The organism is Planifilum fimeticola, from assembly GCF_003001905.1.
Classification (GTDB): Bacteria; Bacillota; Bacilli; order Thermoactinomycetales; family DSM-44946; genus Planifilum; species Planifilum fimeticola.
Genome location: NZ_PVNE01000013.1, coordinates 32,939 through 57,040 on the forward strand (window position 1 = coordinate 32,939; position 24,102 = coordinate 57,040).

The window sequence follows — 24,102 nt, forward strand, 5'->3', positions numbered from 1 at the left end:
CCGCGCTGACCTCCTCATCGGGCGCAGAGAGCGCAGTTTCTTCCGATCCGGGAGCCTGCGGTCCGCAGCCGGCGGGTCCGAATTCATTTGGATGTCGACACAAGCAGCCGGTGCATCCCGTACTCCGCGATGCCCAACAAAACGCCGGCCAGCAACGCTCCGTCCGGGGTCACCTCGGAATCCGGAAACAGATAGGCTGCCGCCCAAAGGGTGAATACCATGAATCCTCCCCCCAACAGAACGGCCAGGGGATCCCCTGTCCAGGGCAACACCCAGCGATCGGCAAAGTGGCCCACAACGGCCAGAAACAGGGCCACCAGCGCAGGGAGCCACCGGGGCTCGTAGTGGACTTCGGCGGAGAGGAAGTCCACGGTGTACAAGATGGCGCTGTAGAGAATAAATTTCAGCAACCCGTTCACAAATTTCCCTCTTTCCCCGCATGATATTATTTGAAAGTATTCCCAAATATGGATTCATCCAGTATTCTCCGCCTCCCAATCGGGGAAGACTAGAAAAAAACCCGGCCGCCGAGGAGGGGACATCCTTGTTCCTCAACCCTGAAGAGCGTCTGTTGGTGATTCGGGCACTGCAAAAGGTGATTGAAACCCAGCCACCGTATGCCCGATTTGACGAATACAAACAGCTTTTGGATCGGTTGAAGGGCGAGGAGCCCGAACAGACCATCGAAGAATCCCCCATCGATATCGACGAAGTGTAGGGGATGGAGCCACCAAGCGCTCCTGTTCTCCATAGAATGGGGAAAAAAGGAGTGTGGTTCCATGCCCCGCATCGTCGTTTCTCTTTCCCAACGACGCCTTTATCTGTTTGAGGGAAACCGCCTGATCCGCTCCTACCCCGTCGGCATCGGCCGGATCACCTCCCAAACCCCTACGGGCAGGTACACCATCATCAACAAGGTGCCCTACCCCTACTCCTGGCCCGGTGGCCCCTTGAGCGCCTACGGAACCCTGTGGATGGGGCTGAGCCGCCCCGGATACGGAATCCACGGGACCGATCGGCCGGACTCCATCGGACAGATGGTCTCCAGGGGATGCATCCGCATGCACAACCAAGATGTGGAGGATTTGGGAAGACGGGTGGGCATCGGCACGGAAGTGATCATCCAGGAAGGGCCCGTAACCGTTTCCGGCGGGAGAGACTACTCCTTTGCAGGCACCGTCTGAGCAGACGGGATCCGACATGCCAAAAAAGACCCCGGGGTGATCCGGAAACGGATCTCCCGGGGTCCTTCGAAGGGGGCGGTTCACCCCCGATCCGGATGTTGCCATCGCTCGTTACGGGCGCTTCCCGCCCGTTCCAATCCTTACCACCCCGCCTCCGGGTGGCGTTTCAGCACCACTTTCCGAAGGAGGAGCGACGGGCTGTCTTCGTCCGCATCGGCCAGGGACCGGGACGTGATCAGGATGGAAAAGGGTTCGTAGGCCCGGCCGTCCTGCAGGAGCAATCCGGCATGATCCTTCGGAAAGGCAACGGCCTGCTCCGTCCCGTCCTCCAGGCGAAAGCAGAAAATGTATGTCTTCTTCTCCCGGTCATACAGCCAAACGTAGCGGTATCCCCTGCAGGAGCGCTCCACCACCTCTGTCCATTCGGGAATCGACAGGACGAGCACGTTCTCATTTTCCAACTCCGCCCACGCCCCGTCTTCGGGAATGGCCGCCTCCTGCACCCGGGGGATGTAGCGCTTTGTCATTCTCTCTCCCCTTCCACTTCGTTCAGTCCTTCCGCCATTCGGATGAGCAGAGGGGCGATCGCCGTCAGGTCCCACCCTTCCGGCTCGATGACGTCCAACAGGCGGGAAGGACCGATGATCAACGTGGGAACCGGGTTCATCGTGTGGGTTTTCACCCGAAAATCCTCGCTGTTGCCGTGATCGCTCACCAGAACCACAACGTCTTCTTCCCGCTTTTGGCGGATCAGCTCACCGAGGAACCGGTCGTAGGTGTTCACGACCCAGGCGATCAGCTCGGTATCCTGCCTGTGTCCCGCCAGATCGCTGAGAAAAAATTCGTGGACGGCCAAATCGTAGTCCCATGCGGTCGCCAGCGTGTGATGGGCCGCTTCCTCCGGAGAAATTTCCGTTATGTCCGGCCGTCTCCCCGCCAGCGTTCGCCGGGTGAGATCGTGGTAAACGGCTCGCCCCGCAAGCAAATCCTCCATCATTCGCATCGGCTCACGGGCGCTCTGGATGGCCGCGGTCGACACGGAAACCCAGCCCCGACGCGTCGTCGGAAGGTTGAAATATTCCTCCGAATAGGCGTTGAGAAACGTGGCCCTTTTTCCCCGGCCCTCAAACTGCAGGTACACATTGTCCCGCTTCACCCATTCCCGCAGCCTGCGAAAGGGAAGTCCGCTCAGGTGCCTTCCCATCGCCGCAGGAGCGTTCCGGCCGGTGAAAATGGTTGCCTGTCCCGTGGCGCTCTGCGGGAGGCCGGCGACCCCCAGCGTCGCGTCCGTCTCGAGCAGCAGGGTGGATTCCGTCGGGCGGCCGACAGCGCTCCGCGTAAGGGATTCCCCCCCCAACAGGCGGTTCAGGTGGGGTGTCGGCAAAGTGAACCACGGATTGTCTGACACCTCGTCGCCCAGGCCGACTCCATCGATAAACAGCATGATGACCGACATTCCGATTCCCTCTTCCCACCGTCGGTTATCTATTTATTTTACCACTCTCCGGGCCGGTGTTGAGGAATATCGCTCAATATACTATCATAACATTCAGCGACAACAACGCGGGGGATTTGCATGCGCCTTTTCAGCGATATGAATCGGGAGGAACTCCGGCGGGAGATCGAGCGGCTCGAAAGGGAAATGCGACAGGCCAGGCAAAACGGCCTCGTCAGCGAACTGGAGATCCTCCGCCAACGGATCAACTTGGCCAAATCGTATCTGACCGATCCCGAGCGGATCCGACCCGGCTTGAGTTACGAGGTCGAAGGATCCGATAAACCCTTTTTCGTGGAATATCTCAGGGGTGTCATGGCCTGGGGGCACTGGGAAGGGGAAACGGAATCCGTCGCGCTTCCGATCGGTATCTTGAAACCTGTGGAGCCGTCGGATTGAGGGGGAACCAGCGATAGCCGCGGACAAGCAGGCGATACGGCTGAACGTTTGGAAGGCGATGGAAGAGGCCCGGGTCGGCCGCTTTCCCCTTCCCTTGGTCGGCCGCATTCCCAATTTTCAGGGCGCGGAACAGGCGGCCCACCGGGTCACGGGGCTGGAAGCCTACCGAAAGGCGAAAACGGTGAAAGTAAATCCGGATTCGCCCCAGCTCCCCCTTCGCGCCCAGGTGCTGAAAGACGGAAAAACCCTCCTGGTCCCCACGCCCCGGCTGAAGGCCGGTTTCGTCCAGGTGCGTCCGGAATGGGTTCCCCCCGGTGAAGAGCGGCGAGCGGCCAGCCTCTCCCGCCTTCGGGAATACGGGCGGGAGCTGTCCCTGTCGGACCTCCCGCCCGTCGACTTGATCGTGGTCGGCTCCGTCGCCGTGCACCGGGACGGGCGGCGGCTGGGAAAGGGAGAAGGGTACGCCGACCGGGAATATGCCATCCTGCGGGAATTGGGCAATCCCCCCGTTCCCGTGATCACCACCGTCCATTCCATCCAGGTGGTGGAGGAGGAGATTCCCTTCGAACCCTTCGACCTCGCCGTCGATTGGATCGTGACCGAGCGGGACGCGATCGCCACCCGAACTCCTTATCCCAAACCGACCGGGATCGATTGGGAGCGGGTCACCAACGACGAATTGAAGGCAATGCCGGTCCTCGAGGAGATCCGGTCGCTCAGCCTTTCAGACAGGCCGGATTCCGGCTGAATAAGGTCCCCGGAAGCCGCATTCGGGTATATTATTAAAGTAGGATGATAGGAACGGGAGCTTTGCGGCAAACGGCTGGCGCACCTGCGCAAGGAAGGAGGATTCCCATGGCAGACTGGAGCCTGTCCGATGCCTATACAGATCAAAAAGCGGATACCATCGGGCTGGAGATCGGGCCGACCCTGTATGAATATTTGATGAAAGAATCCGACTTCGCCACGACGATCCAGAACCTGCGGAAATCGGTTCTCCAGGAACGAGGCGTCTACCTGCCTGCCGTCCGAATCAAAACCGGTTCTGCCGAGGAACCCAACCGTTACATCATCCGCATCCGGGGAAGGCGCGTGGCCGACGGCGACTTGTATCCGCCGCTCCGCTTTTCCGAACGGCACGTCTCCGATCGCCCCGCCATCCACCCGATGAAACGGATCGAAGGATATTGGACCGAAAATGAAGGGGAAACGGCCCGGGAGATCATCACCGCCCACCTGCGCCACGTCCTCCACTCCCGGGTGGATGAGCTGTTCACCTACGAGTTGGCGGTCCGCTGGCTGAAACAGGCGCGGTCCCACATCCCCGAACTGGTCGATGAACTGAAGGAACGGGGGATGACGCCGGGTCTCCTCTGGTCGGTGGTCAAAATCCTGCTCCGGGATCGGGTCCCCATCCACCCCTTCGAGGAGCTTCTGGAAAACATCCTGGATTATTACATTTCCCACCCCCCTCAAGGGTATGCGCCGCCGGGATGGACGCATCCCCATCCCGAGTCCATCGCCAAATTTATCGCCGAAAAGCGGAAGCGGCGCATTCCGGCGAAAAAGGACACCGGCAACGTGATCGGTTTCGTCAAATGAACCCTCCGATGAAAGAGGGTTCTTTTTTGATGCGAAAGGTCTTTTTTGATTTGTGAAAAGGATTATCTTGGAATTTTTTTGAACATAATAGCCCCTAGGAGGTGCAAAGCGATGTATTATGTGATCCGCGATTCTGAAAAATATCCCCCGACCATCCTGCATGAAGACAATTACTTTCAGTGGTACAATCCCATGAAAAAGGATCATCGGGTGGAGTTCCGCGGTTCGATGAACCAGTGCTACGACTATCTGATGTCCCGGTATCCGGGCATGCGGGTTTAAGAACCGGAACTTCCCCGCACGGGCGCCCGACATGGGCGCAGGAGCACGGGCCGGCGGCTGAAACCCAGCATTTTCCGGCCCTTTGATTATTCATCCTCCGAACAAGAACGTCAGCCGTCCTCCCCCCCCTCCTCCCGCGCGACACCTCTCCCCCTGCCGGAGCACACGTCCCAATCGATAAAAAAACGCCAATAATATTTAAAATATTAAAATAATGTTTTGCAAAACCCAAAGCGAAAAAAAGCGAGGGCCAAGCCCTCGCAAAACCCGCTTCAAGCCTTCTTCTGCCGGACGGGGGGAAGCAGGCGGCTCTGATCCACCGTCCGTTTCGCCTTCCAGGTGGAAGGATCGTTCTCGTCAAACTGCTCCAGATACTGAATCACTTCCCGGGTGATCGGAGTCGGGGTGGAAGCCCCGGCGGTCACGCCCACCTTTTTCTTCCCCTTCAGCCACTCAGGATCGATCTCCGTCACGTCGGCCACCCGGTAGGCGTCGACGCCGGCGATCTCCCTCGCCACCTGGGCCAGCCGGTTGGAGTTGTTGCTGCGGGGATCACCGACCACGATCACCAAATCCGTTCCCCGGGCCTGATTGGCCACGGCTTCCTGCCGCAGCTGGGTCGCCAGGCAGATCTCATTGTAGATCTCCGCCTGGGGATATTTTTCCTTGACCATTTTCATCAAATGCTCGGTATCCCATTTGCTCATGGTGGTCTGATTGGTGACCAGGATCTTGTCGGCCTTCAGGTCGAGGGCATCCACGTCTTCTTCCTTCTCCACCAGGTGGACCCGGCCCGGAGCCACCCCCATCGCGCCCTCCGGCTCCGGATGGCCGCTCTTGCCGATGTAGACCACCTCATACCCCTTGGACACTTTCTCCCGGATCAATTCGTGGGTTCGGGTCACATCGGGACAGGTGGCGTCGACGACCGTCAGTCCCTTTTCCTGCGCGCGGCGACGCACTTCCGGCGAAACCCCGTGGGCGGTGAAAATCACCGTCCCCTTGTCCACCTTCTCCAGCAGCTCCAGGCGGTTCTCCCCGTCCAGAGTGATGATGCCTTCCCTCTTGAACGCTTCCACCACGTGGGAATTATGCACGATCATTCCCAAGATGTAGATGGGCCGCGGCAGGCTGGAATCCTTCGCCACCTGCTGCGCGAGCACCATCGCATCGACAACGCCGTAACAATAACCCCTCGGGGTGATTTTGACCACTTCCATAACCCATTTCCCCTCCCAGCCCCGCTTTCTTTTTTTCGGTCCGGGGCGGATTCTTCCTTATTATATCTCACCGGGCAGGCAAAGAACAAAAAGGCGGCTCCCCTCCGGAGGAAAAGAGGGCTTACAAGCTTTTGGAAAAGGATCAGAAAAATGTCGAATTTTGTATGTTGAGGGCACAACGTAAAAATCATTTTTTATTGGCCTGAATGATCGATAACCATTGATAAAATAAGAATAATATTATATGATTCTTTAAAGAGATAAACTCGTCGCTTACCGCGGATGAAGGAAAAAAAAGGAATCGGGGTGGGAAGCAAGGAGGGAGTTCTTCTTAAGGAGGGGTCCTTTCGTTGAGAAGCAAAAGTCTTTCAATTTTGACAGTCGTCCTCTCCCTGACGATTGTCAGTCCTTCCGTCTACGCCGGTTCACAGGAGCCGCCCATCGGTCCTGCCCCGGGACCTCCGAAGGCGCCGGTTGAAAAGGCCAAACCGCCTCAATCCAAGCCGTCGGAGCCGTCCGGGCAAAAGCGGATTCTGGAACCGCCCTTCGATCTTTCGCGGGAATCCCCGGTCACAAAGCCTCCGAAGCCGTCCAATGCATCACCTGATGCAAAACCCGATGCGACGTCCGACGAGAAAAGCCGGAAAGCCGCGAAAAATTCGCAGGACAAGGCGCGCCCCGATCCGAAGTCTTCCCCGCCCGATCCAAACCGGTCGGGTTTTGTCGGGAAACTGTTCCAGCCGAAGGATGCCGATCCGAAGCCCAAATCCGAAACGCCGGCTAAAAACTCCGGCCTTCGACAGGAGCGGGAAACGAAGGATCTTCCCGGACTTCCGATCTTGGAACCCCAAACCGCTCCCCGAATTGCAGAGGCAAAGCCCTCCGGAAAATCGCCGGAAAATCAGCCGCAGGGAAGGGAACCCTCCGGAAAAGCGGAGGCTGACCGGGTAACGGCAAGCACGGGAAAAACTTCATCGGAGCAATCGCTGACCGATTCCGGGAATAAGACGGCCGATCCCGTAAAAGAGCCGAAACCGTCCACGGAAGTGGCAGCAGCGTCTTCTCAAACCGATCGCCAACTCCCCCGGACGGAAAAAACCCCCATGCCGAAGACAGCCAGCCACGGTCCCCTCTTGATGGTCGTCGGCTTGCTGACGGCGGCAGTCGGCTGGGCGGGACGAAAAATCGTCTCCGCCAAGGGTTGACGTCGAAGTGAAGCGGCATGTCTTTACCCTCATCACCCTGGCGGGTTTGGGGCTTTTCTCCTTCGGTTTGTGGGAAGTCTGGCAGCTTTGGAACATGGACCGGGAAATCGCCCCCGTCTCCGCATCTCCCCAAACGTCCAAGCCATCGGCTCCGTCCGCGGCACCTCCTCCGGAAAAGGATTCGCCCGATTGGGTGGTATACGACCGCCACCCGAAGCGGGGACAAGTGTTCGGAAAGCTGATCATTCCCCGAATCGATGCGGAATTTCCCCTGGTGGAGGGGACGAAGGAGCCCCAGCTGCGCAAGGGAATCGGCCACGCGGAAACCAGCGTCCTTCCGGGGGAACCGGACACCTCGGTGATCGGCGGGCACCGGGAAACCCGGCTTCGGCAAATCGGAGAGCTGGAAAAAGGGGACTCCATTTATGTAGAAACGGAGGCGGGGCGGTTCACCTTCCGGGTGACCCGTTCATGGATTGCCGACAAATCGTACACCGTGGAATCCAACGGCAAAGGGCAGGCTAAACTGCTGCTCGTCACCTGCTATCCCTTTCACTACGTCGGCAACGCGCCCAAGCGCTATCTCGTCGAAGCAAAACTGACCCGAATCACTCCCAATTCCTGATGAACCACGGGACAGAGGCCCTCTGTCCCTTTCCGTTATAGCGAAAGTCGATAGTGGTTGTGGAGATCACCGCGTCCCTGACAGCTCGGCAAACCCTTGCCGGGGCGTCGGAGGGAACCGCGACCTTCGCCGTGACAAGGATTTCGCGGACCACCTCCCCTATCGATTCCCGATTCACTTCTGACCGAAAGGGGGAAAAGGCGTGTACTGGCGAAGGGTGCGGATGATCGTGATCACGGCGATCCTCCTCTTCCTCGCAGCCAAGGGAGCCTACGACATTCTCCACCCGCCCCGGGCCCCTGCCGCAACGGACAACGCCAATGCCAAAGACGCGCCCGTCATTCCGGAGAGCCGCAAGGGAGCGGAAAACTACGCCGTCTATTTCACCCACTTCTGGTTGACGGGCAATCTGGAAGAGGCGAAAAAATTTGCCGCGGCGGGCTTCGATCCGCCACCCTTCGGAAACCCCCGGAAGGTGGAAAACATCATCGCCTGGGACATGAGGTCATTGGGAGAAGAAAAAGTGACCGTCACCGTTCGCGCCCTCCTGGACGAGGGTCAGATCGTCTACCTGTCGGTTCCGGTCACTGTCCGTCAAAACCGGTTCGGGGTGATCGGTCTGCCGACCTTCGTTCCCGAACCGACGCCGGCGGAGGCTCCGAAGGAAAAATCTCTCCCGCAGGTGACGGATTCGTCCACCACCCGGGCGGCCCGTTCCCTGGTCGATTCTTTCTTCCGGCAGTACACCAAGGGAACTCCCCAGGACTTGGCCTTGCTCTTCAGCGACAGCCAGCCGCGTCGGGTGTTGTCCCCGTCGCTCAAGGCCGAGTACGAGGGACTGGAAAGGATTGAAGTCAGCCAGTCGGAGAGCGATCAGCTGCACATCGTCGCCCGGGTCCGGCTGACGATCGACGGAGAGGCGGTTCCTCAAAGCTTTGAATTCCAAGCAGAGAAAAGCGGAAACCGCTGGTTGATCAAAAAGACCATTCCGGAAATCCCGCGGGAGTAAAGGAGGATAGCAGAGATGGATCGGTTGTATCTCGCGATTGCGCTCTTGCAGGCTCCTCAGGAGAACAAACTGTGGAATTTCGTCAACAACTTTGAGAACTGGATTCGGCCCAACCTGGAACAAGCCTATTTTCTCATCGTGCCCATCATCTTCTTCACCATGCTGGTGGTCAAGAGCGCGCGTCCCAAATTGCCCGCCTTCATTGCGGGGGCTGCCATCGCCGGGGTCTTCATCTTGAAGGAGAACGCCCTTCGCAACACCATCGAATTTTTCGCCGGGTTTTTCTAAGGCGGTGGAACCGTGCAACGGATGGACGAAGAGTGGGTGCCTTCCTATCACGAGGGGTGGAACCGATCGATCCGCGTCTGGGTGTCGCTGATCTGGATACCCTTCTTCGGAAAATATCTGAAGGGGTTTTGGCTGGACTTTCAGACGGCCATCCTCTTCTTCCTGTTCGAAGGGATCGCCTACGTTCTGGATCAGTACCTGGGTCTCAGCCTCCTGCCCCTGAACCAGTACGTCACAGTGCCCGTCGGACTGGTCTTCCTGATCAACAAATTCATCAAACCCCGGGCCCGATCGCTCGTTCACGGGTTCATCTCCTTCATCGAATTCATCCGGACGGAAAAAAGGGTCTCCGGCAACCTGGAACCCGTCGATGCCGGTCGGGAGCGGTTCCGCATCCTGAGTCGACGCGTTCCGGTCCGGAACAAGCGCAAGAAAAGCGGCGGTTGAGTCGACCGCCGTTTTTCTCAAGGAGGGTCTGAAGGTGAAACGGAAACGGCTTGAGGTGCCCGCTCTCTTTCGTTCCGGCAACCTGATGGTCACCAAAGACGGGAGGGGTCAGGCCTTTTATCGGGTGCCGCAGGTAAACTACGAGTTTCTCTCCTCCTCGGAAAAGCGGGGATTGCGTGATCATCTGGCCAACTTCCTCAATGAATTTCCTCACACCCTGACCTGGTGGCAGGTCCCCGTCCCCCATTCCCCCCTGGACGTGTTGGAAGAGGGACGGCCTCAGGTTCCCGCCGACCGGATCAAGGCGTGGGAGGAAAACATCCGGTCCACGGCGGAGGCGATCCGGGAGATGGTTCCCTACCGGCACCCCCTCTATCTCGCCATCGACTTGGAACCGGTCACCGGGAACCTGGGAGAGGAAATCGCCCGCAACGTCTATGAGATCATCCGGGATCCCATGGCGCTCATCGATGACATCATCGGCGGCGAACCCTATCGCCTTCCCTGGAGCGAGTGGAAGCGCTTCGAACAGGCGGAGGAGGAGATCTTCCAGCGCCTCCGGCAGGAATTCCACGCCGGCATCGAGCGCTGCAGCGAAAGCGAAGTGCTTTGGCTGATCGAGCGCTGCGGCTGCCGCGGCACAAACCCTCCCTACCAGGAGGAACCGATGGAGCTGGTGGTGCAGGATGGCCACATCTACACCTCCCGGGCCGATCTGGAACGGGGGCTCCACGACGTCGTCCTGGACTTCGGAAAGCAGTTGGGCATGGTCAAGTGGACCAAGGAGTTCCCCGACGGCCAGAAAAGCGGCTGGTTTTCCCATCTTACCCTTTCCTGGCTGCCCTGGGGGCTCCGCTTTCCCGGCGGGGCGGAAATCTTTCAGCAGGTCCGGGAGCTGGACTTTCCCGTTGAACTGATGGTGCGGACCGTTCCGATCCCCCACGAGCAAGCCCTGTCCCAGCTGCAGAACGTCTTCCAGTACATCACCGGACAAATCCAACACGTCAAAGAATCAACCCGGGAAGGGGATTCCGACTCCGAGGACCTGACGGACTTCGAGCGGGACCTGGAGAGAAAGGACACCAACCAGGAGCTCCGGCAAAAGGTGAAGGAGGAACAGATCCCCCTGTTCCGGGCCCAGATGATTTTCACCGTGTGGGGAGACACCCCGAAGATGGTCCGGGAGCGCCGCCGGAAGCTGATCCAGGCGATGAAGGAGATCGATCTCCGGCTGGAGGTGCCGATCGTCAAGCAGAAGACCCTATACTGCTACACCCTTCCGGGATCGACGGAGATCGACTCCTTTTACTTCGTCCGTCCCACCGCCGAATTCATCGCCTCCTTCATGCCCATCGGCTGCAGCGAGGTGGGAGATCCCTCCGGCACCTTCGTCGGAATCACCGTCCCCTCGGGCAGCCGGCACGGGGAGCGCGCCGTCGGATGTTCTCCCGCCTATCTGGACGAATCCCGGGCGCGAAACCAGCTCTCCCTCACCTCCTCCATGCTGATCATGGGAACGCTGGGCCGGGGCAAATCGATGCTGGCCAACTGGCTCATCTACAATCGGCTGATGCGGGGGGTGAGACAGTTCGTCTTTGAGCCGAAGGACGAAAAGTGGGCCTGGGCCTTTGAGCTGCCGGAACTGCGCCCCCTGATGAACCTGGTTTCCTTGAGCACCTCCGTCCGGGACAAGGGGAAGCTGGACCCGCTGCTCGCCCTCGGCAAGGACCCCCGGCTGAGGGAGGACGTAAACGAACGGCAATACGTGGCCGATTTTGCCCTCACCCTGCTCCTCTACCTGGCGGGGGAACCGGACACCAGCCTGGCGGGACAGGCGATCGGCTACGCCGTCGACGAAACCCTGAAAAGCGACGACCACCCGACCATGATGCGGGTCATCCATTACCTGGAGGCCTTCCTCCGGGGAGAAGTCCGCTTCCCCATCAATCGGGAAGCCGCCCGCAGCGAAGTGGACCGGGTGGCATCCTTTCTGAAGCGGCAAGCCACCCGGACCAAGGCGCAACTCCTGTTCGGCAGCGGGGAGGAAGATCCCGTCGACCTTTCCTCTCCCCTGACGATCGTCCAGATGCAGGAGTTGCAGTTCCCCGACCCCAGCCGCCCCGACTACCGGCAAAACATGGCCGTCTTCACCTGCATCGCCGATCTGGGACGGCGCTTCGTCAACCGTCCGGGAAGCGCCAAATCGGTTACCTTCGAGGAAGGACACAAACTGCGGGATGAAAAGGTGGGCCAGATGACCTACCGGGAGCTGATCCGCACCTGTCGGAGCAAGGACGCCGACGTGGTGATGATCGTCCACAACACGCGGGACCTGCGGATCGACCCCTCGGCCAAATTGCGGGAAGGGGAGGACGGCGGGGAAGAAATCCGCTCCAACATGGGAAACCGCTGCATCTTCCGGGTGAGCGACGAATCGGAAGCGGCATCGGCCTGTGAGATCCTCGGCATCGAACCGACGGAGCGGAACTTGTCCGAAATCATGAACCTGGACGCCGGAGAATGGATCATGCGGGACGTCGAACAGCGGGTGGCCAAGGTGAAGTTTGACCTGCGCCGGGTCAACCCCCGCCTCTTCCGCGCCTTCGACACCCGCCCCGAAGCCGTGGCGGAGCGGGAGCGAAAATACGGACACCTGCGCAATCTTCCCCTGGAAGAGGCGTACCGGCTGCTGGATGAAGAGACGAAGGGAGCGGCGGGATAATTCCGCACACCGCGCCGGAAGAAGACCCCACCGGAATTCAGCATCTTGGTGAAGCGAGGTGAATAGCCGTGCCGAGGAAAGCCCGTCCCTTCGTCCTTGCCCTGCTCCTGTTCTCCCTCCTTTGCCCCCCGACGGCCCTTGCGGCCGAGGACAGCGCCGTGGAAAACATGTTTCCAAGCCGCTCGCCGGTGAACGGAGAGAACGAGCTATACGAGCAGTTCAACCTGGACAGCTATTACTTCGATGACAACTACGGCTTCACCGAAGTGTTCCGGGAGGCCTGGAACAGCCTGTGGGGAATGGCCTTCGTGGTGGAAATGGCCTTCCTCAAAATGGTGATCTACATCTCGCAGCTGATCATGGTCCTGAAAATCTTCGATCCCCTCGCCTCCCTGGTCTCCGATCAGGTTCAAAAGCTGGGGGGCTCCTTCTTCGGAACGGTCCTCGACGGATTGCTCATCATCATGAGCACCTGGATCTTCATCCAGCTGTTCCGTCGCCGCATCGCCCAAACCGCCAAGGATGTGGCCTGGGCCATCCTGGTCCTGGCGATCGGCACCTCCTTTTTCGCCAACCTGTACACCTACATGACCAATGTTCACGGGTTCACCCAGGCGGTGTCGGGCCAACTGCTCCTTCAGGCGATGGAAACCGCCAACGGCCGAGCCATCGCCACCGATGAACCGGAAAAGGCGGGACAAATCCAGGCCGGCAACAAGATCTGGGAAAACTACGCCATCATCCCTTGGCAACTGGCCACCTTCGGAAAGGCGATGAAACCCGGCTCGGAGATCTCCCCCGATTCCCCGGATCCGATCGCCCGGGATACCTACCTCCTCCTCTCCGCCACGGAGGAAGAGAGGGAAAAACTGGTCAAATCCTGGACCGAGGGGGACAATCCCCGTTACCCGTCCATGACCAGTTGGTCCGGGCTGATCGGGCGAACGGCGGTCACCTTTTTGAACGGGCTGGCCATTCTCATCTTCGGGTTTTTTTATCTCATCCTATCCCTGTTCGTCTTCGTCACGAAGATGCTCTTTCTGATCACCTCGGCGATGGCCCCCTTCGTCTTCCTCTTCGGGGTGCTGCCCGGAGCCGGGGTTTTCGCGGTCTTCAACTGGATCAAGGAATGGCTGAAAACCGGACTGTACGGCATCGTGGCGGCCTTCCTCGTCAGCATGTACATGTTGCTCTCCACCAAAATGTGGTCCTTCGTGGATGAATACGGCTGGCTCCTGGGCGGTCTGGTTCCCCAGCTCCTGTTGGTGGGGGTGCTGGCCTGGAAACCGGTGAGGGAACGGGTGATTCAATTCTTCAAGGCCCCCTTCGGGGCACCCGGCCACGTTATCCGGAACATCCCGGCCCAGCCTTTCCAGGTGGTGCAGGAAAAGACGGGCGAGTCGGTACAACGGGTGGTGGAACGAACCTTCGAATGGAGGAAACGGCGTCCAAAAGGAGGTTCCGGCGGAAAAAGCTCCGGCGGAGCACAAAGGGGTTACCTGCAGCGCGTCTTCGGGGGAGCGGCAGCCCAGTCTCCGAAAGGCGCCGCGCGTCCGGGACAAAGCGCCTCCCAGCCCCTCCGCGCCCGGTTGTCTAAACCGCCGGCGAGGCCGGCCAAGGCGCCTTCCTACGCCTTCTCCGCCTTTGCCTCGCAACCGGCGCCTGCCAGCGGACGGCTGCGGAACCGCCAGTTGATCTCTCCGAGAAACAATATCCGGGGACGGGTGAATCCTTCGGCCAGGGATCGGATCCGACCGGCGTATCGAAGCGGAAAAGTGAACATCAAGGGATTGAAGGGCCGATGAGGAGTAGACCTTCCCTCCGTCGCCCGCCCCGTTCCTATCGGCGCCTGTTTCTGTTTTCCCTGATCATCTGGCTCATCGTGGTCTTCTCCATCGTGGGGATCAGCCGCTGGATCAAGGAGCGGACGGCATCCCCCGTCCCGCCCGAAAAGGAACCGGCTTCGTTCGAACGTGCGGCGGCGAATGCGATTCCCGAGTCCGATGCGGAAGAAGAAGTCGCTCCGGAGGAGGGCGAAGAATCCGCCCGTCCCATCTCGGAGGAAGAGCGGCAGCAGGCGAAGCGGGTGGCTGAAAAGTTTGTCCGAAGAATCATCACAATGCCCGAAGGCGATTCGCCGGAAGCCGTGGCCGAGGCGGTCAAACCCTATGTCTCCCGGAGTTATTACGAAGCGATCCGGCAGTCGATGAAAGTGGGCGAACCGAAGAAGATCCGGGAGTTGACCCTGTGGCCGGTGGAACCCCCCTTGCTGGAAGGCGGGCTCAGCTTCGAGGCTGTGGTGATGACCTCGGACAACGAGGAGCTTCATCTGTGGTTTTCGATGAAAAAGGAGGAAGACCGCTGGATCGTGTGGCAAAGGGAGGAGGGTTTCCGGTGAATGTGGCCGGACGATGGCTTCTGTATTCCCTGCTGTCGTTTCTGCTGATCATCCTGTCCGTCGTCCTCCTGACGGTGCTGATCGTCATGGGCATCAACCGGGACCCCATCCACCACGTGGCGGGAAAGCCGAACAAACAGGCACTGAAACAGATCCCCTACGAATTTCTGGACATCTACCGAAAGGCGGGGGCAAAATACGGGATCCCGTGGAATGTCCTGGCCGCCATCCACAAGCGGGAGACCGATTTCGGCAAGACCACCAAACCGGGGGATCCCGAGCGGAAAAACATGATCTCGAGCAAAGGTGCGATCGGCCCCTTTCAGTTCCTGCCCTCGACCTGGGAAGCCTACGGCGTCGACGGAAACGGCGACGGCAAAGCCGATCCCTGGAACGTGGAGGACGCCGCCCACGCTGCGGCCAGGTACCTGAGGGATCACGGTGGACAGGAGAATCTGGAAAAGGCCCTGTGGCACTACAACCACGCCTCCTGGTACGTGAAGGATGTCCTCCGGATCGCCGACGGGTATCTGGATGAAGAGGAAAACCCGACCTTTGTCGCCGCCTTCCCCTTTCAATGGCCGGTGCCGGGAACGGATCCCGAAGGCATTTCCTCCGGCTTCGGTTACCGAACCCACCCGATTTTGAAAACCCGCCGCTTCCATGACGGGATCGATATTCCCGCCGAGAAGGGCAGGCCGGCGGTCGCCGCAACGGGAGGTATCGTCCGCTTCGCCGGAAAGCTCGGCGGATACGGCAACACGGTGGTCCTGGAAACGGTGGACGGGATTGAACTCCTGTACGGACACCTTTCCTCCATCGAAGTCCGCCGGGGGGAACACGTCAAGGGAGGACAAATCATCGGCGCCGTGGGAAGCACCGGGCTCTCCACGGGACCCCACCTCCATTTCACCGTGCGAAAAAACCGATTGCCGGTCGATCCTTTGAAATTCTTTCAACCCTAGGGACAAATAAAAAAAGCCCCACCCAAATTCCGAAGGTGAGGCGAATCCGTGATCGGATCAATCGGATTGGTTTTTTCCCCTTTCGCGAATGTATAAAGCCATCAGAATCAAGGAACCCAACAGCGACAACAGGAGCAATATTCCCGAAGCGTTCTCCACAGCCCGGCTCAACATCGGCACAAACCCCCCTCATGCTGTTCGTCCTTGCACGGGTTGCCTGCTCTTCGGGATATCCGTAGCACCTATACCACATATACTATATATTTTTCTCTTTGTACAGTGAAATTTGACGCCCGGGCGAGTCAGAGGGCCCGACCGTCCCCGAAGAACCGCGAAAAACCTCTGCCGCCTTCGCCTCCGAAGCGGAAAAGACGAAGAGGCGCGGGACTGCCGCAAAAACGGCAGTCTCTTTTTTCTCGGCCGAGTCGCATCCCCTGCATAGATCGGCACTCCCGTTCAAAGTCGGCTGTAGGAAATGACAAAATGCATGATCGCCAGGGAGGAAGAGGGGTTGGAGTACTTGTGGGGACGATCCCCCCTGAAACGGATGGAATCGTACTCCTCCAGACGATAGGTTTCGCCGTCCACCTCCACCGTCAAACAACCGGACATCACCGTCACAAATTCCGTCACCCCCGTCCGGTGCGCCTCGGAAACATATTCCCCCCGGGGCTTCAGGTATCCTCGGTACAGCTCGACCATGCCGTGGGAGCCGAACAACGGCTCGGCGACAAAAACATCGTCGGGACTCATCAGTTTGAGCCCATCCTTCTTCCGGGCGATGGCCACGTCCGATTCGAGGGAAAGCAAAGCGGTGATCGGAACCTCCAGACCGTTGGAGATTCTCCAGATGACGGACAAGGTGGGGTTGGCCTCCCCCCGTTCGACCTTGATCAAAGTCTGTTTGCTGACCCCGATTTGTCTGGCCAGCGCCTCCAGGCTGATTCCCCGGCTCGTCCGAATTTGCCGTAAGTTGGCGCCGATCCGCTTTCCCACATCCTGTTCTTTCATCATTTCCTCCTTCTTTCCGATCCTTGCCGGAACGGGGCGGGAAAATCGGTTTCCGCACCCGCCCGACAAGGCACTCCTTCCCTTTTTGCAAAGACCCGCCGTCTTGATTCCCTGGCTGTGGTATATTATAATTTACCTAAATTAACTTTTAATACACCATCTTCACCGGATTTTCCCGACTCCGCTCTCCGCGGACTTCCATCCAAAAGGGGGCTTCAGCTGTGGACAAAAAGAGCCGTATCAAAGCGGGTTTGGCGGAAGCTTTGCCCCTTGCCGTCGCCATTGCGGCTTATGGCTTATCCTACGGTGTGCTCGCGGTTCAAGCAAACCTGAGCGTGGCGGAAGCCGTAGCCATGTCCCTGTTGGTCTTTTCCGGATCCGTCCAAATGGTGTCCGTCGCCATGCTGACTGCCGGAGCCGGCCTCACGAGCATTTTTTTCTCATCGCTTCTGCTCAATTTGCGCAATTTGTTGTACGGGGCCGCCCTGGCCGAGGGCCTCGCCCCCGCAAAAAGGGGAAGGTGGCTGCTCGCCTTTGGCGTATCGGATGAACCCTTCGTGTTGGGAAGTGCGAGATTTAAAAGGCACGGACCGGACCCCCTCTACTTCGGAACGGTGGTCGTCCTCTTCTATGCAGCCTGGGCTTTTTCCTCATTCCTCGGCGCCTTCGCCGGAAACCAACTGGATCCCCAAAAATGGGGATTGGACCTGGCCTTCCCGGTGACCTTCACCGCCCTGCTCCTTCCGGTGCTGACGGAAAAACCGGTCATCGCAACGGCTGCCGCCGCCGCCATCATCGCCCTTCTGCTCGAATATCTCAGGCCGGGTAATGAATTGACCATCATCCTTTCTGGAGTATCGGCTCCCTGGGTGGGACTTTATATCCAAAGGAGGAAGCAGTCTCATGCCTGATGTCTGGCTCTTCATCGGATTGCTGGCGGTTTCCACCTATTTGTCGCGGATCGTCGGCCTCGAAATCCTGGCAGGACGAAGAATGAGTCCCGCCCTGCGCCTGTATTTTGAGCACGTCCCCGTCGGAATCATGGCGGCACTCATCATCAAACAGATTTTCACCCCCGCGGACGGACACCTTTCCGTGCCCGTCCTCGTCGGCTGTCTCGTCGCTGCCGTCGCGATCCTGACCACCAAGCGATTTCTTCCGTCCGTCCTGATCGGCATTTTGGCCGGGTGGTCGGTTCGCCACTTCTATTTTACCTCTTAGATTCCTACACGGAAAAACGGGTCCCGCGGCAAGGGCCCGGTTTTCCACGAAGACCCTCTCATCCCCGCACAAATCCCAGCTCGTTGCCGTCCGGGTCGCGCAAGTTCACCATCCGCGATCCGGACGGGGTAACAAAACTCCTCCACCTCTTCCACCCGGTCCTTCAGCCGTTCCCACAAGGCGTCCACGTCCTCCGTGTAATAGTTGAACCGGCCGCGGGAAGGAGACTCGTCGAATTCCTTGATTGCACGCCTCGGGGTGAACATATTTGGTGTTCTTCGGAGGCCAGGTAACCGCCACCTTGAACATTCCACCGCCCGTTTCAGGTCGGATCCGTAGTCCCGCACGCGCATCAAACGGGTTTTTGTCCTCATCCCCCTTTTTGCCGTCTCCATTTTTTCGGAACCTCGGAAAGCGGAGGCGGACAGGATTGGACCCGCCTCTTGTTGAAGGGAATAAAATCCCTCATATTCGAGGAGGAAAAGCAACCATGTATATACCCAAGCCCTTTGCGATGAACGATCGGGAAAGCATCGTCCGGTTCATCCGGGAAAACAGCTTCGGCATCCTGTTTTCCCAGGGAAACGGCAGGGCCGCCGCCACCCACCTTCCCTTTCTGTTCAAGGAAAGGGAAGGGCGGCTCGGAACCCTGTACGGTCACATGGCCCGGGCCAATCCCCAATGGAAATCAATCGACCGCGAGGTGCTGGTCGTTTTCCCGGGCCCCCACGCCTACATCTCCCCCGCGTGGTACGGCGAAGAGAACACCGTTCCCACCTGGAATTACGTGGCCGTGCACGTGTACGGCACCTTCCGGATCATCGAAGATGAAGAAACGATGAAGAGACTGTTGCGGGAAACGATCCATTTCTATGAATCAGAGAGGGAAGATCCGTGGCAGACCGATCCGAACCGAGAATTCTTCAAAAACCTGATGAAAGCCACGGTCGGGTTTTGTATCGAAATCACCGAGATCCAGGGAAAATGGAAACTGAATCAAAATCATCCGATCGAACGGCGGAAGCGGGTGATCGAAGGTCTGAAGCGGGAGGACCGGTATGATTCCGGTCAAATCGCCCGGCTGATGGAAGACCAAATCAAATAGCGCTCAGCCGATGTCCCAGTTTTCGCAGAAAGGGAGGATATCCTTGAAGTGGAAATGGATGCTTCTGGTCGCCGCCATCGCGATCATCCTGTTCTTTTTCCTCTACATTTCCCCCGTCTTTTCCCTGTCCTTCAAGCCGTCGGAGGTCGATCCCGACTTTCCGATCCCGGCCCGCAGCGAAAGGGTGGAAAAACCTCAGGCGGACAAGGGATGGATCTTTTACGAAATCAGGCCCTCCCTCACCGGTAAGCAGTTTGACCGATATCTTCGGGAAATCGAAAAGTGGGGTTGGAAGGAACGGAAAGAGGAACAGATGGGGCGCGCGCATGTCTTCGAAAAGGACGGAAAGCGAATGATGGCGGTCTTGTATCCCGATCAAATCTCTCTCCTTCCGGCTTCAAAATAGGGCATCCTGGGGAACCCGGTTTTCCTGCGGGAGCCGGGTTCTCCGCTTTGTCGGATTTCGGCCTTCTCGCCCGACGTATACCTGGTGAACACCCGGAGGATATGTGACGCAAATGTCTTTGCCATCGGGCGATAGGATCGCGGCCGGAGGGAGTGCCGCCGTTTCGCCCGCATCGCAAAGGGCACTCAGACACACCTCTCAGGGCATCCGAAAGGAGAGTGTTCATCGACCCTCCTCCACCTCAGATGGATATTCCAGCGGCTGCTTGGAAGGGGCTTGACACTCTCGTCGGGCGAACAGGGAAACGGTATACCAGGAGACGGCCCAACCGGCCCCAATCATCCATACCATTCCCCACGGTCCGAAGGTGACGGCTCCCATGACGGCGGACAACGGAAGAAAGCCGATCTGCTGAAGGACGAAAACGGCTTTTTGAAAGGCGCCCCGGACCTTAAAACCCGATTGCGCCCAGACGGCGAACATCCCGTTGAAGGAGCGCCACTCCCTCCAAACGGAACGCCCCCACAGGGAAAACAGAAAAGAAAACAAGATCCAGCATCCCCACCGCAGGACTGTCGGAGTCACCAGGAGGGCAACGGCACAAAACGCGACCAATTGGAAGTACGGAACCAGCTGCCGACCGCTTCGAAGGAACGATTTGATCACCGCCTCCGCCACGATGCGGGAAGCGGTCCGCCTGCGAAAGAGAGGGGTTGAGCGGGGAAAAAGCCAGGGCCGTTTCATGACCCAAAATCTTTGATGCACCACACCCGACGTCTGCAACAGGAGAGCGGCCCACCTCATCCGCTGTGCCTGATCATAATCGATCTCCGTGAAAAGAACCCCTTTTTGACGGCTTCGCAGCCACGCCAGCAGGCTCCAGCATCCCGCGAGCACCGCCGCCCCCGCGTAAAATCCGAAGGGATGGCCGTCTTCTCCGATCCACATAAACGCAGCCCCGCCCAGGACAAGGGTGAAAACGGTCATCAGCCCCTTGCGCAGCATTCCATCCATCCCGGCCAAGAACCTCCGAACCAGAGCCAGACAAGCCTTGGCCTGCCAAAGGAAAAGCCCCATTCCAACGAATGAAAGGGAAGAATCGATCTCGTAACGGAGAAAGGGCGAAAGAAGACCCAGAAACAGACCGCTTTCCAGGGCGCGCTTTCCCCAACCGAACCAAAGGCCCGTGACGGTGTATGTTCTCATCCAGTCCGATCGCTGCATCAAAAAGAGCTGGTCCGCCGGCTCCAGATAAAGGCGAAAAGGACCGGACCAGGAAAACAGAAATGCGGCCGCCCACAGCAAAAGCGACGGAACCTCCGCCACCCATGCCGCTTCCCCCTTCCACCAGGCGATGTACCGCTCGGCAAGCAGGATCAGGCAGGGAATCACCAAATACAAGGCGACCGTCCAATCCACCACGGTGCTGAAGACGCGGCACTGAAACCGCAGATCGGCTCTCCACCTTTTAAAAAACCATCGGCTCGGCGCCACGATCCACCCCCCTTAAGCCGAGGTGAACACATCGAAACAATCCATCAGCGACGCGTTTTCCCGTCCGATTTGCCGTCGGAGCCGCATCAGGCTCCCCCGGGCGACGCACCGTCCCTGATGGAGCAAGAGAAAGGAATCGCAGATTTTTTCCGCCGTGTCCAGAACGTGCGTGGACAGCAGGACGGCCGCCCCGCGCCTCCGCTCCTCCTCAAGCAGCTGAAGCAGCGTTTTTGTCGCCCTCGGATCCAAACCGATAAAGGGTTCGTCCACCACATAGAGGTCCGGTTGCAACAGGAAGCCCGTCACGAACATCAACTTCTGCTGCATTCCCTTGGAGAAGGCCCGGGGAAGATGGTGCATCTCCCCCCTCAGCTGAAACCGCTCCAAAAGCCCCAGAGCCCTCTCCTCAAAGGCCGCCCGCGGCATTCCCCAGACGGAAGCGGCCAGTTCGAGATGTTCCCACACGGTCAGATCCTCGTAAAAAACCGGATGTTCGGGGATATAACCGTACCGGCAGGCCTCCCGCAGATGTACCCGGCCCACCACGTGCTTCAAAAAACCCAGGATGGCTTTGATGACGGTGCTCTTCCCGGCGCCGTTGGGCCCGATCAACCCCATCATCTCCCCGGCTCGCAGGGAGAACGACACATCCCGCAGAATCTCCCGGCCTCGGCTGTAACCCGCCCGTTCCAGTTTGACCTGCAAAATCTCCATTCCGTTCCGCCCTTTCCGCCTCTCTCCCGGTGAAAGCATCTTCTAACGAGTATTTCGTCGCCGAAGGGGGCAATCCTCTTCCGGTCGCCCGGAGGCGTTGCGGAGGAGCGTCCGTTGCTCCGGCGGGAGCAGGCTTTGCCGGGTGCGGGACCGTATCGCCGGACCATCGGCCCTCTACGCGGCATTTGAAAGGACAGCTGTCCGGATCGGGATTGGACAATCCTCAAGGCTTGCGAGCCGAAAGGCGATTTTCCGCCCCGGCGAAAAACCGCTCCCTCCCTATACAGTCTGAATCCGGGCGAAGGCGCCCGGATCCGCATTTATCTACTCTCCCACCACCGCATGCCTCCTGTCCCGCTCCCGGATGTGACGGGTCAATTCGGCGGTCATCCGCCAGTGGAAGAAGGGGGTGATCAAATAGATACCCCGGAAGTGTTCCAGAGCCGCGTCCACCAGCTCCCGGGCGATGGCCACCCCTTCCCTGCGGCTCTCCTCCTTCCCACGGCACCGCCGCATTCGCTCCATGACCTCCGGAGCGATTTTGATTCCGGGCACCTCATTGTGCAAAAAGAGGGCGTTCCGAAACCCGGTGAGGGGCATGATGCCGATGAAGACGGGAATGCCGACATGCCGGGTCGCCTCATGGATCCGCCCGATGGTTTCGGGATCATATACCGGCTGGGTCATGACGAAGTCGGCCCCGGCCTCCACCTTTTTCTCCAACCGGCGGACGGCGGCCTCCAGGTTGTGAACGTGGGGATTGAAGGCCGCCCCGACGACGAAGCGGGCCCGCTGCTTGAGGGGCTTTCCCGAGAAGGAGATCCCCTCGTTCAATTGCTTCACCATCCGGATCAGGTCGAAGGAGGAGACATCGTAGACGGAACTGGATCCCGGCAGATCGCCGATCCGCGTGGGATCCCCGGTCACCACCAGCACCTGGTCGATCCCCAGGGCCCACAGCCCCATCAGATGGGACTGCTGGCCGATCAGGTTGCGGTCCCGGCAGGTGACGTGAACCAGGGGTTCGATGCCCCGGGATTTCAAGATGGCTCCGAGGGCCATGTTGCTCATCCGGGCCGTCGCCATCGAGTTGTCCGCCAGGGTGATCACGTCGGCCCCGGCCTCCTTCAGCCGAGTGGCGCCGTGAAGAAAGCGGGCGATATCCAGATCCCGGGGAGGATCGTACTCGACGATCACCGTCCGTTCGGCCTCCACCTTTTCGGTGATGGCCGGTTCCTTCCGGGGCGGCTGTACCGCGAGGGGGACGGAATCCCTTTCAAGGGAAGCGCCCTCCGGATTGATCCGCGGCAGGGGGGAAAGCCCTCTCAAAGCTTCCGCCATCGCCCGGATGTGCTGCGGCGTGGTCCCGCAACAGCCGCCGATCAGGCGGACGCCCTGCTCCCGGAGCCTCAGGGCGCTTTCCCGGAAATACTCCGGCGACGACTTGTACCGGTATTCGCCGTCGGTGATCCCCAGCCGGCCGGCGTTGGGAAAGGCGGACAAGTACACGTCCTCCGGCACCGCCGCCTGCTCCAGGGAGCGAAGGCATTCCGCCGGTCCCAGCCGGCAATTGAGCCCCACCCCGTCGACGCCGGCTTCCTGCAGCCGGCGAAAGGCCTCCGTCAGCGGGTAGCCGTCCCGGGTCCTTCCCACCTCGAGCAGGGCCAGTTGGGCGATGAGCGGAACCTCCGTCAGGGGGCGAATCACCTCCACCGCCAGCAGCAGCTCCTCCAGGTCCAAAAAGGTTTCCAGCAGAATGGCATCCGCACCGGCATGGAGCAGGGCCGTCGCTTGCTCTTCATACATGTCCCGGTATTCATCCCTGTCGTAGCGGGGCACCCGCCCCGCCAGGACCGAACCGATCGCTCCGGCCACGAAGGCTTCATTTCCCGCCGCCTCCCGGGCCAGACGGACGGCGGCGCGGTTGATCCGGGTCACCTTGCCTTCCAGTCCGTAACGGGTCAGCCGCTCCCGGTTGGCGCCGTAGGTGTTGGTCTCCAGGAGCCGGGCTCCCGCCTCGAAGTATGCCCGGTGCACTTCCAGGATCAGGTCCGGACGGGTGAGACACAGCTCTTCATAGCAGAGCCCGACCGGCACCCCCTGCTGGTACAAATAGGTGGCCATCGCCCCGTCCCCGACAATCAGGTTCTCTCGCAGGTGCTCCTTCAAACATCGCTTTTCCCCCACCGGTCTCCCCCCTTGGTTCTCGTTTTTCTAAAGAGGCGGCCGCAGGGGCACGCCGCAACCGTTCGCCCGCAAGCGGGGGCGGTCGCGGAACGCCCCCGGCCGGTTTCGAAAAGCCGGTCCCTC

27 protein-coding genes are annotated in these 24,102 nt (G+C 59.4%); 19 read left to right on the forward strand and 8 right to left on the reverse strand.

Annotated elements, in window-relative coordinates; all coding sequences use genetic code 11:
• Window positions 1-83 precede the first annotated feature (83 nt).
• The gene (locus tag CLV97_RS09360; RefSeq protein ID WP_170070431.1) at window positions 84-419 is read right to left on the reverse strand and encodes a DUF2512 family protein; all 336 of its coding nucleotides are present in this window, start codon (window positions 417-419) and stop codon (window positions 84-86) included.
• Between the two features lie 125 nt (window positions 420-544).
• Between CLV97_RS09360 and CLV97_RS18120 the strand changes: the two genes are divergently transcribed.
• Together CLV97_RS18120 and CLV97_RS09365 are read left to right on the forward strand one after the other, a co-directional pair.
• Window positions 545-718: a hypothetical protein gene (locus CLV97_RS18120; protein WP_170070432.1), complete on the forward strand. Its 174-nt coding sequence runs from the start codon at window positions 545-547 to the stop codon at window positions 716-718.
• A 61-nt stretch (window positions 719-779) separates the two neighbouring features.
• Window positions 780-1,184, forward strand: a complete 405-nt coding sequence (locus tag CLV97_RS09365; RefSeq protein ID WP_106345262.1) for a L,D-transpeptidase — start codon at window positions 780-782, stop codon at window positions 1,182-1,184.
• A 140-nt stretch (window positions 1,185-1,324) separates the two neighbouring features.
• On the opposite strand, the gene CLV97_RS09370 is transcribed toward CLV97_RS09365, so the two are convergent.
• Complete coding sequence (locus CLV97_RS09370; RefSeq protein WP_106345263.1) at window positions 1,325-1,711, reverse strand: hypothetical protein; 387 nt, start codon at window positions 1,709-1,711, stop codon at window positions 1,325-1,327.
• Window positions 1,708-2,640 carry a hypothetical protein gene (locus tag CLV97_RS09375; RefSeq protein ID WP_106345264.1) on the reverse strand — a complete coding sequence of 311 codons (933 nt, stop codon included), beginning with the start codon at window positions 2,638-2,640 and terminating at the stop codon, window positions 1,708-1,710. The genes CLV97_RS09370 and CLV97_RS09375 overlap by 4 nt, the downstream gene beginning before the upstream one ends.
• Window positions 2,641-2,760: 120 nt before the next feature.
• Between CLV97_RS09375 and CLV97_RS09380 the strand changes: the two genes are divergently transcribed.
• The 4 genes from CLV97_RS09380 to CLV97_RS18125 all read left to right on the forward strand — a co-directional run bounded on the left by CLV97_RS09380 (window position 2,761) and on the right by CLV97_RS18125 (window position 4,962).
• Entirely contained in the window at window positions 2,761-3,078 is a 318-nt protein-coding gene (locus tag CLV97_RS09380) for a DUF1811 family protein (protein ID WP_106345265.1), read from the forward strand.
• A gap of 34 nt (window positions 3,079-3,112) precedes the next feature.
• Window positions 3,113-3,826, forward strand: coding sequence for a 5-formyltetrahydrofolate cyclo-ligase (locus CLV97_RS09385; protein WP_342749790.1), 714 nt, complete (start codon window positions 3,113-3,115; stop codon window positions 3,824-3,826).
• Between the two features lie 107 nt (window positions 3,827-3,933).
• Entirely contained in the window at window positions 3,934-4,680 is a 747-nt protein-coding gene (locus CLV97_RS09390; RefSeq protein WP_170070433.1) for an FHIPEP family type III secretion protein, read from the forward strand.
• 111 nt (window positions 4,681-4,791) lie between these two features.
• Window positions 4,792-4,962 carry a hypothetical protein gene (locus CLV97_RS18125; protein ID WP_170070434.1) on the forward strand — a complete coding sequence of 57 codons (171 nt, stop codon included), beginning with the start codon at window positions 4,792-4,794 and terminating at the stop codon, window positions 4,960-4,962.
• Between the two features lie 272 nt (window positions 4,963-5,234).
• On the opposite strand, the gene CLV97_RS09395 is transcribed toward CLV97_RS18125, so the two are convergent.
• Window positions 5,235-6,182 carry a 4-hydroxy-3-methylbut-2-enyl diphosphate reductase gene (locus tag CLV97_RS09395; RefSeq protein WP_106345268.1) on the reverse strand — a complete coding sequence of 316 codons (948 nt, stop codon included), beginning with the start codon at window positions 6,180-6,182 and terminating at the stop codon, window positions 5,235-5,237.
• 350 nt (window positions 6,183-6,532) lie between these two features.
• On the opposite strand from CLV97_RS09395, the gene CLV97_RS09400 reads away from it, so the two are divergent.
• The 9 genes from CLV97_RS09400 to CLV97_RS18790 all read left to right on the forward strand — a co-directional run bounded on the left by CLV97_RS09400 (window position 6,533) and on the right by CLV97_RS18790 (window position 15,841).
• Complete coding sequence (locus CLV97_RS09400) at window positions 6,533-7,387, forward strand: hypothetical protein (RefSeq protein WP_106345269.1); 855 nt, start codon at window positions 6,533-6,535, stop codon at window positions 7,385-7,387.
• 7 nt (window positions 7,388-7,394) lie between these two features.
• Entirely contained in the window at window positions 7,395-8,012 is a 618-nt protein-coding gene (locus CLV97_RS09405; protein ID WP_106345270.1) for a class D sortase, read from the forward strand.
• A gap of 202 nt (window positions 8,013-8,214) precedes the next feature.
• Entirely contained in the window at window positions 8,215-9,021 is an 807-nt protein-coding gene (locus tag CLV97_RS09410; protein ID WP_146130456.1) for a conjugal transfer protein, read from the forward strand.
• Between the two features lie 15 nt (window positions 9,022-9,036).
• Complete coding sequence (locus CLV97_RS09415; RefSeq protein WP_106345272.1) at window positions 9,037-9,309, forward strand: hypothetical protein; 273 nt, start codon at window positions 9,037-9,039, stop codon at window positions 9,307-9,309.
• A gap of 12 nt (window positions 9,310-9,321) precedes the next feature.
• Window positions 9,322-9,756 (forward strand): hypothetical protein, encoded by a 435-nt coding sequence (locus CLV97_RS09420; RefSeq protein ID WP_106345273.1) that lies wholly within the window; start codon window positions 9,322-9,324, stop codon window positions 9,754-9,756.
• 34 nt (window positions 9,757-9,790) lie between these two features.
• Window positions 9,791-12,478, forward strand: coding sequence for an ATP-binding protein (locus CLV97_RS09425; RefSeq protein ID WP_106345274.1), 2,688 nt, complete (start codon window positions 9,791-9,793; stop codon window positions 12,476-12,478).
• A gap of 68 nt (window positions 12,479-12,546) precedes the next feature.
• The gene (locus tag CLV97_RS09430; RefSeq protein ID WP_106345275.1) at window positions 12,547-14,283 is read left to right on the forward strand and encodes a hypothetical protein; all 1,737 of its coding nucleotides are present in this window, start codon (window positions 12,547-12,549) and stop codon (window positions 14,281-14,283) included.
• Complete coding sequence (locus tag CLV97_RS09435; protein ID WP_106345276.1) at window positions 14,280-14,876, forward strand: hypothetical protein; 597 nt, start codon at window positions 14,280-14,282, stop codon at window positions 14,874-14,876. The genes CLV97_RS09430 and CLV97_RS09435 overlap by 4 nt, the downstream gene beginning before the upstream one ends.
• Window positions 14,873-15,841, forward strand: a complete 969-nt coding sequence (locus CLV97_RS18790; RefSeq protein WP_106345277.1) for a peptidoglycan DD-metalloendopeptidase family protein — start codon at window positions 14,873-14,875, stop codon at window positions 15,839-15,841. The genes CLV97_RS09435 and CLV97_RS18790 overlap by 4 nt, the downstream gene beginning before the upstream one ends.
• Window positions 15,842-16,297: 456 nt before the next feature.
• On the opposite strand, the gene CLV97_RS09445 is transcribed toward CLV97_RS18790, so the two are convergent.
• Window positions 16,298-16,852: a helix-turn-helix domain-containing protein gene (locus CLV97_RS09445; protein WP_106345325.1), complete on the reverse strand. Its 555-nt coding sequence runs from the start codon at window positions 16,850-16,852 to the stop codon at window positions 16,298-16,300.
• A 221-nt stretch (window positions 16,853-17,073) separates the two neighbouring features.
• Between CLV97_RS09445 and CLV97_RS09450 the strand changes: the two genes are divergently transcribed.
• The 4 genes from CLV97_RS09450 (at window position 17,074) to CLV97_RS09470 (ending at window position 19,584) form a co-directional block, all read left to right on the forward strand.
• A complete protein-coding gene (locus CLV97_RS09450; RefSeq protein ID WP_106345278.1) occupies window positions 17,074-17,763 on the forward strand; it encodes an AzlC family ABC transporter permease in 690 nt (229 codons plus the stop codon).
• Complete coding sequence (locus CLV97_RS09455; protein ID WP_106345279.1) at window positions 17,756-18,073, forward strand: AzlD domain-containing protein; 318 nt, start codon at window positions 17,756-17,758, stop codon at window positions 18,071-18,073. Before CLV97_RS09450 ends, CLV97_RS09455 begins: the two co-directional genes overlap by 8 nt.
• Before the next feature lie 490 nt (window positions 18,074-18,563).
• Window positions 18,564-19,178, forward strand: a complete 615-nt coding sequence (locus CLV97_RS09465) for an FMN-binding negative transcriptional regulator (protein WP_106345281.1) — start codon at window positions 18,564-18,566, stop codon at window positions 19,176-19,178.
• Window positions 19,179-19,221: 43 nt separating this feature from the next.
• Window positions 19,222-19,584 (forward strand): hypothetical protein, encoded by a 363-nt coding sequence (locus CLV97_RS09470; protein ID WP_106345282.1) that lies wholly within the window; start codon window positions 19,222-19,224, stop codon window positions 19,582-19,584.
• 222 nt (window positions 19,585-19,806) lie between these two features.
• Here the strand turns inward: CLV97_RS09470 and CLV97_RS09475 are convergent, their stop codons facing one another.
• The 3 genes from CLV97_RS09475 to CLV97_RS09485 all read right to left on the reverse strand — a co-directional run bounded on the left by CLV97_RS09475 (window position 19,807) and on the right by CLV97_RS09485 (window position 23,979).
• On the reverse strand, window positions 19,807-21,078 hold the full coding sequence (locus CLV97_RS09475) for an ABC transporter permease (protein WP_170070435.1): 1,272 nt from the start codon (window positions 21,076-21,078) through the stop codon (window positions 19,807-19,809).
• A 12-nt stretch (window positions 21,079-21,090) separates the two neighbouring features.
• A complete protein-coding gene (locus CLV97_RS09480) occupies window positions 21,091-21,792 on the reverse strand; it encodes an ABC transporter ATP-binding protein (RefSeq protein ID WP_106345284.1) in 702 nt (233 codons plus the stop codon).
• A gap of 324 nt (window positions 21,793-22,116) precedes the next feature.
• The gene (locus CLV97_RS09485) at window positions 22,117-23,979 is read right to left on the reverse strand and encodes a bifunctional homocysteine S-methyltransferase/methylenetetrahydrofolate reductase (RefSeq protein ID WP_106345285.1); all 1,863 of its coding nucleotides are present in this window, start codon (window positions 23,977-23,979) and stop codon (window positions 22,117-22,119) included.
• Window positions 23,980-24,102: the final 123 nt, after the last annotated feature.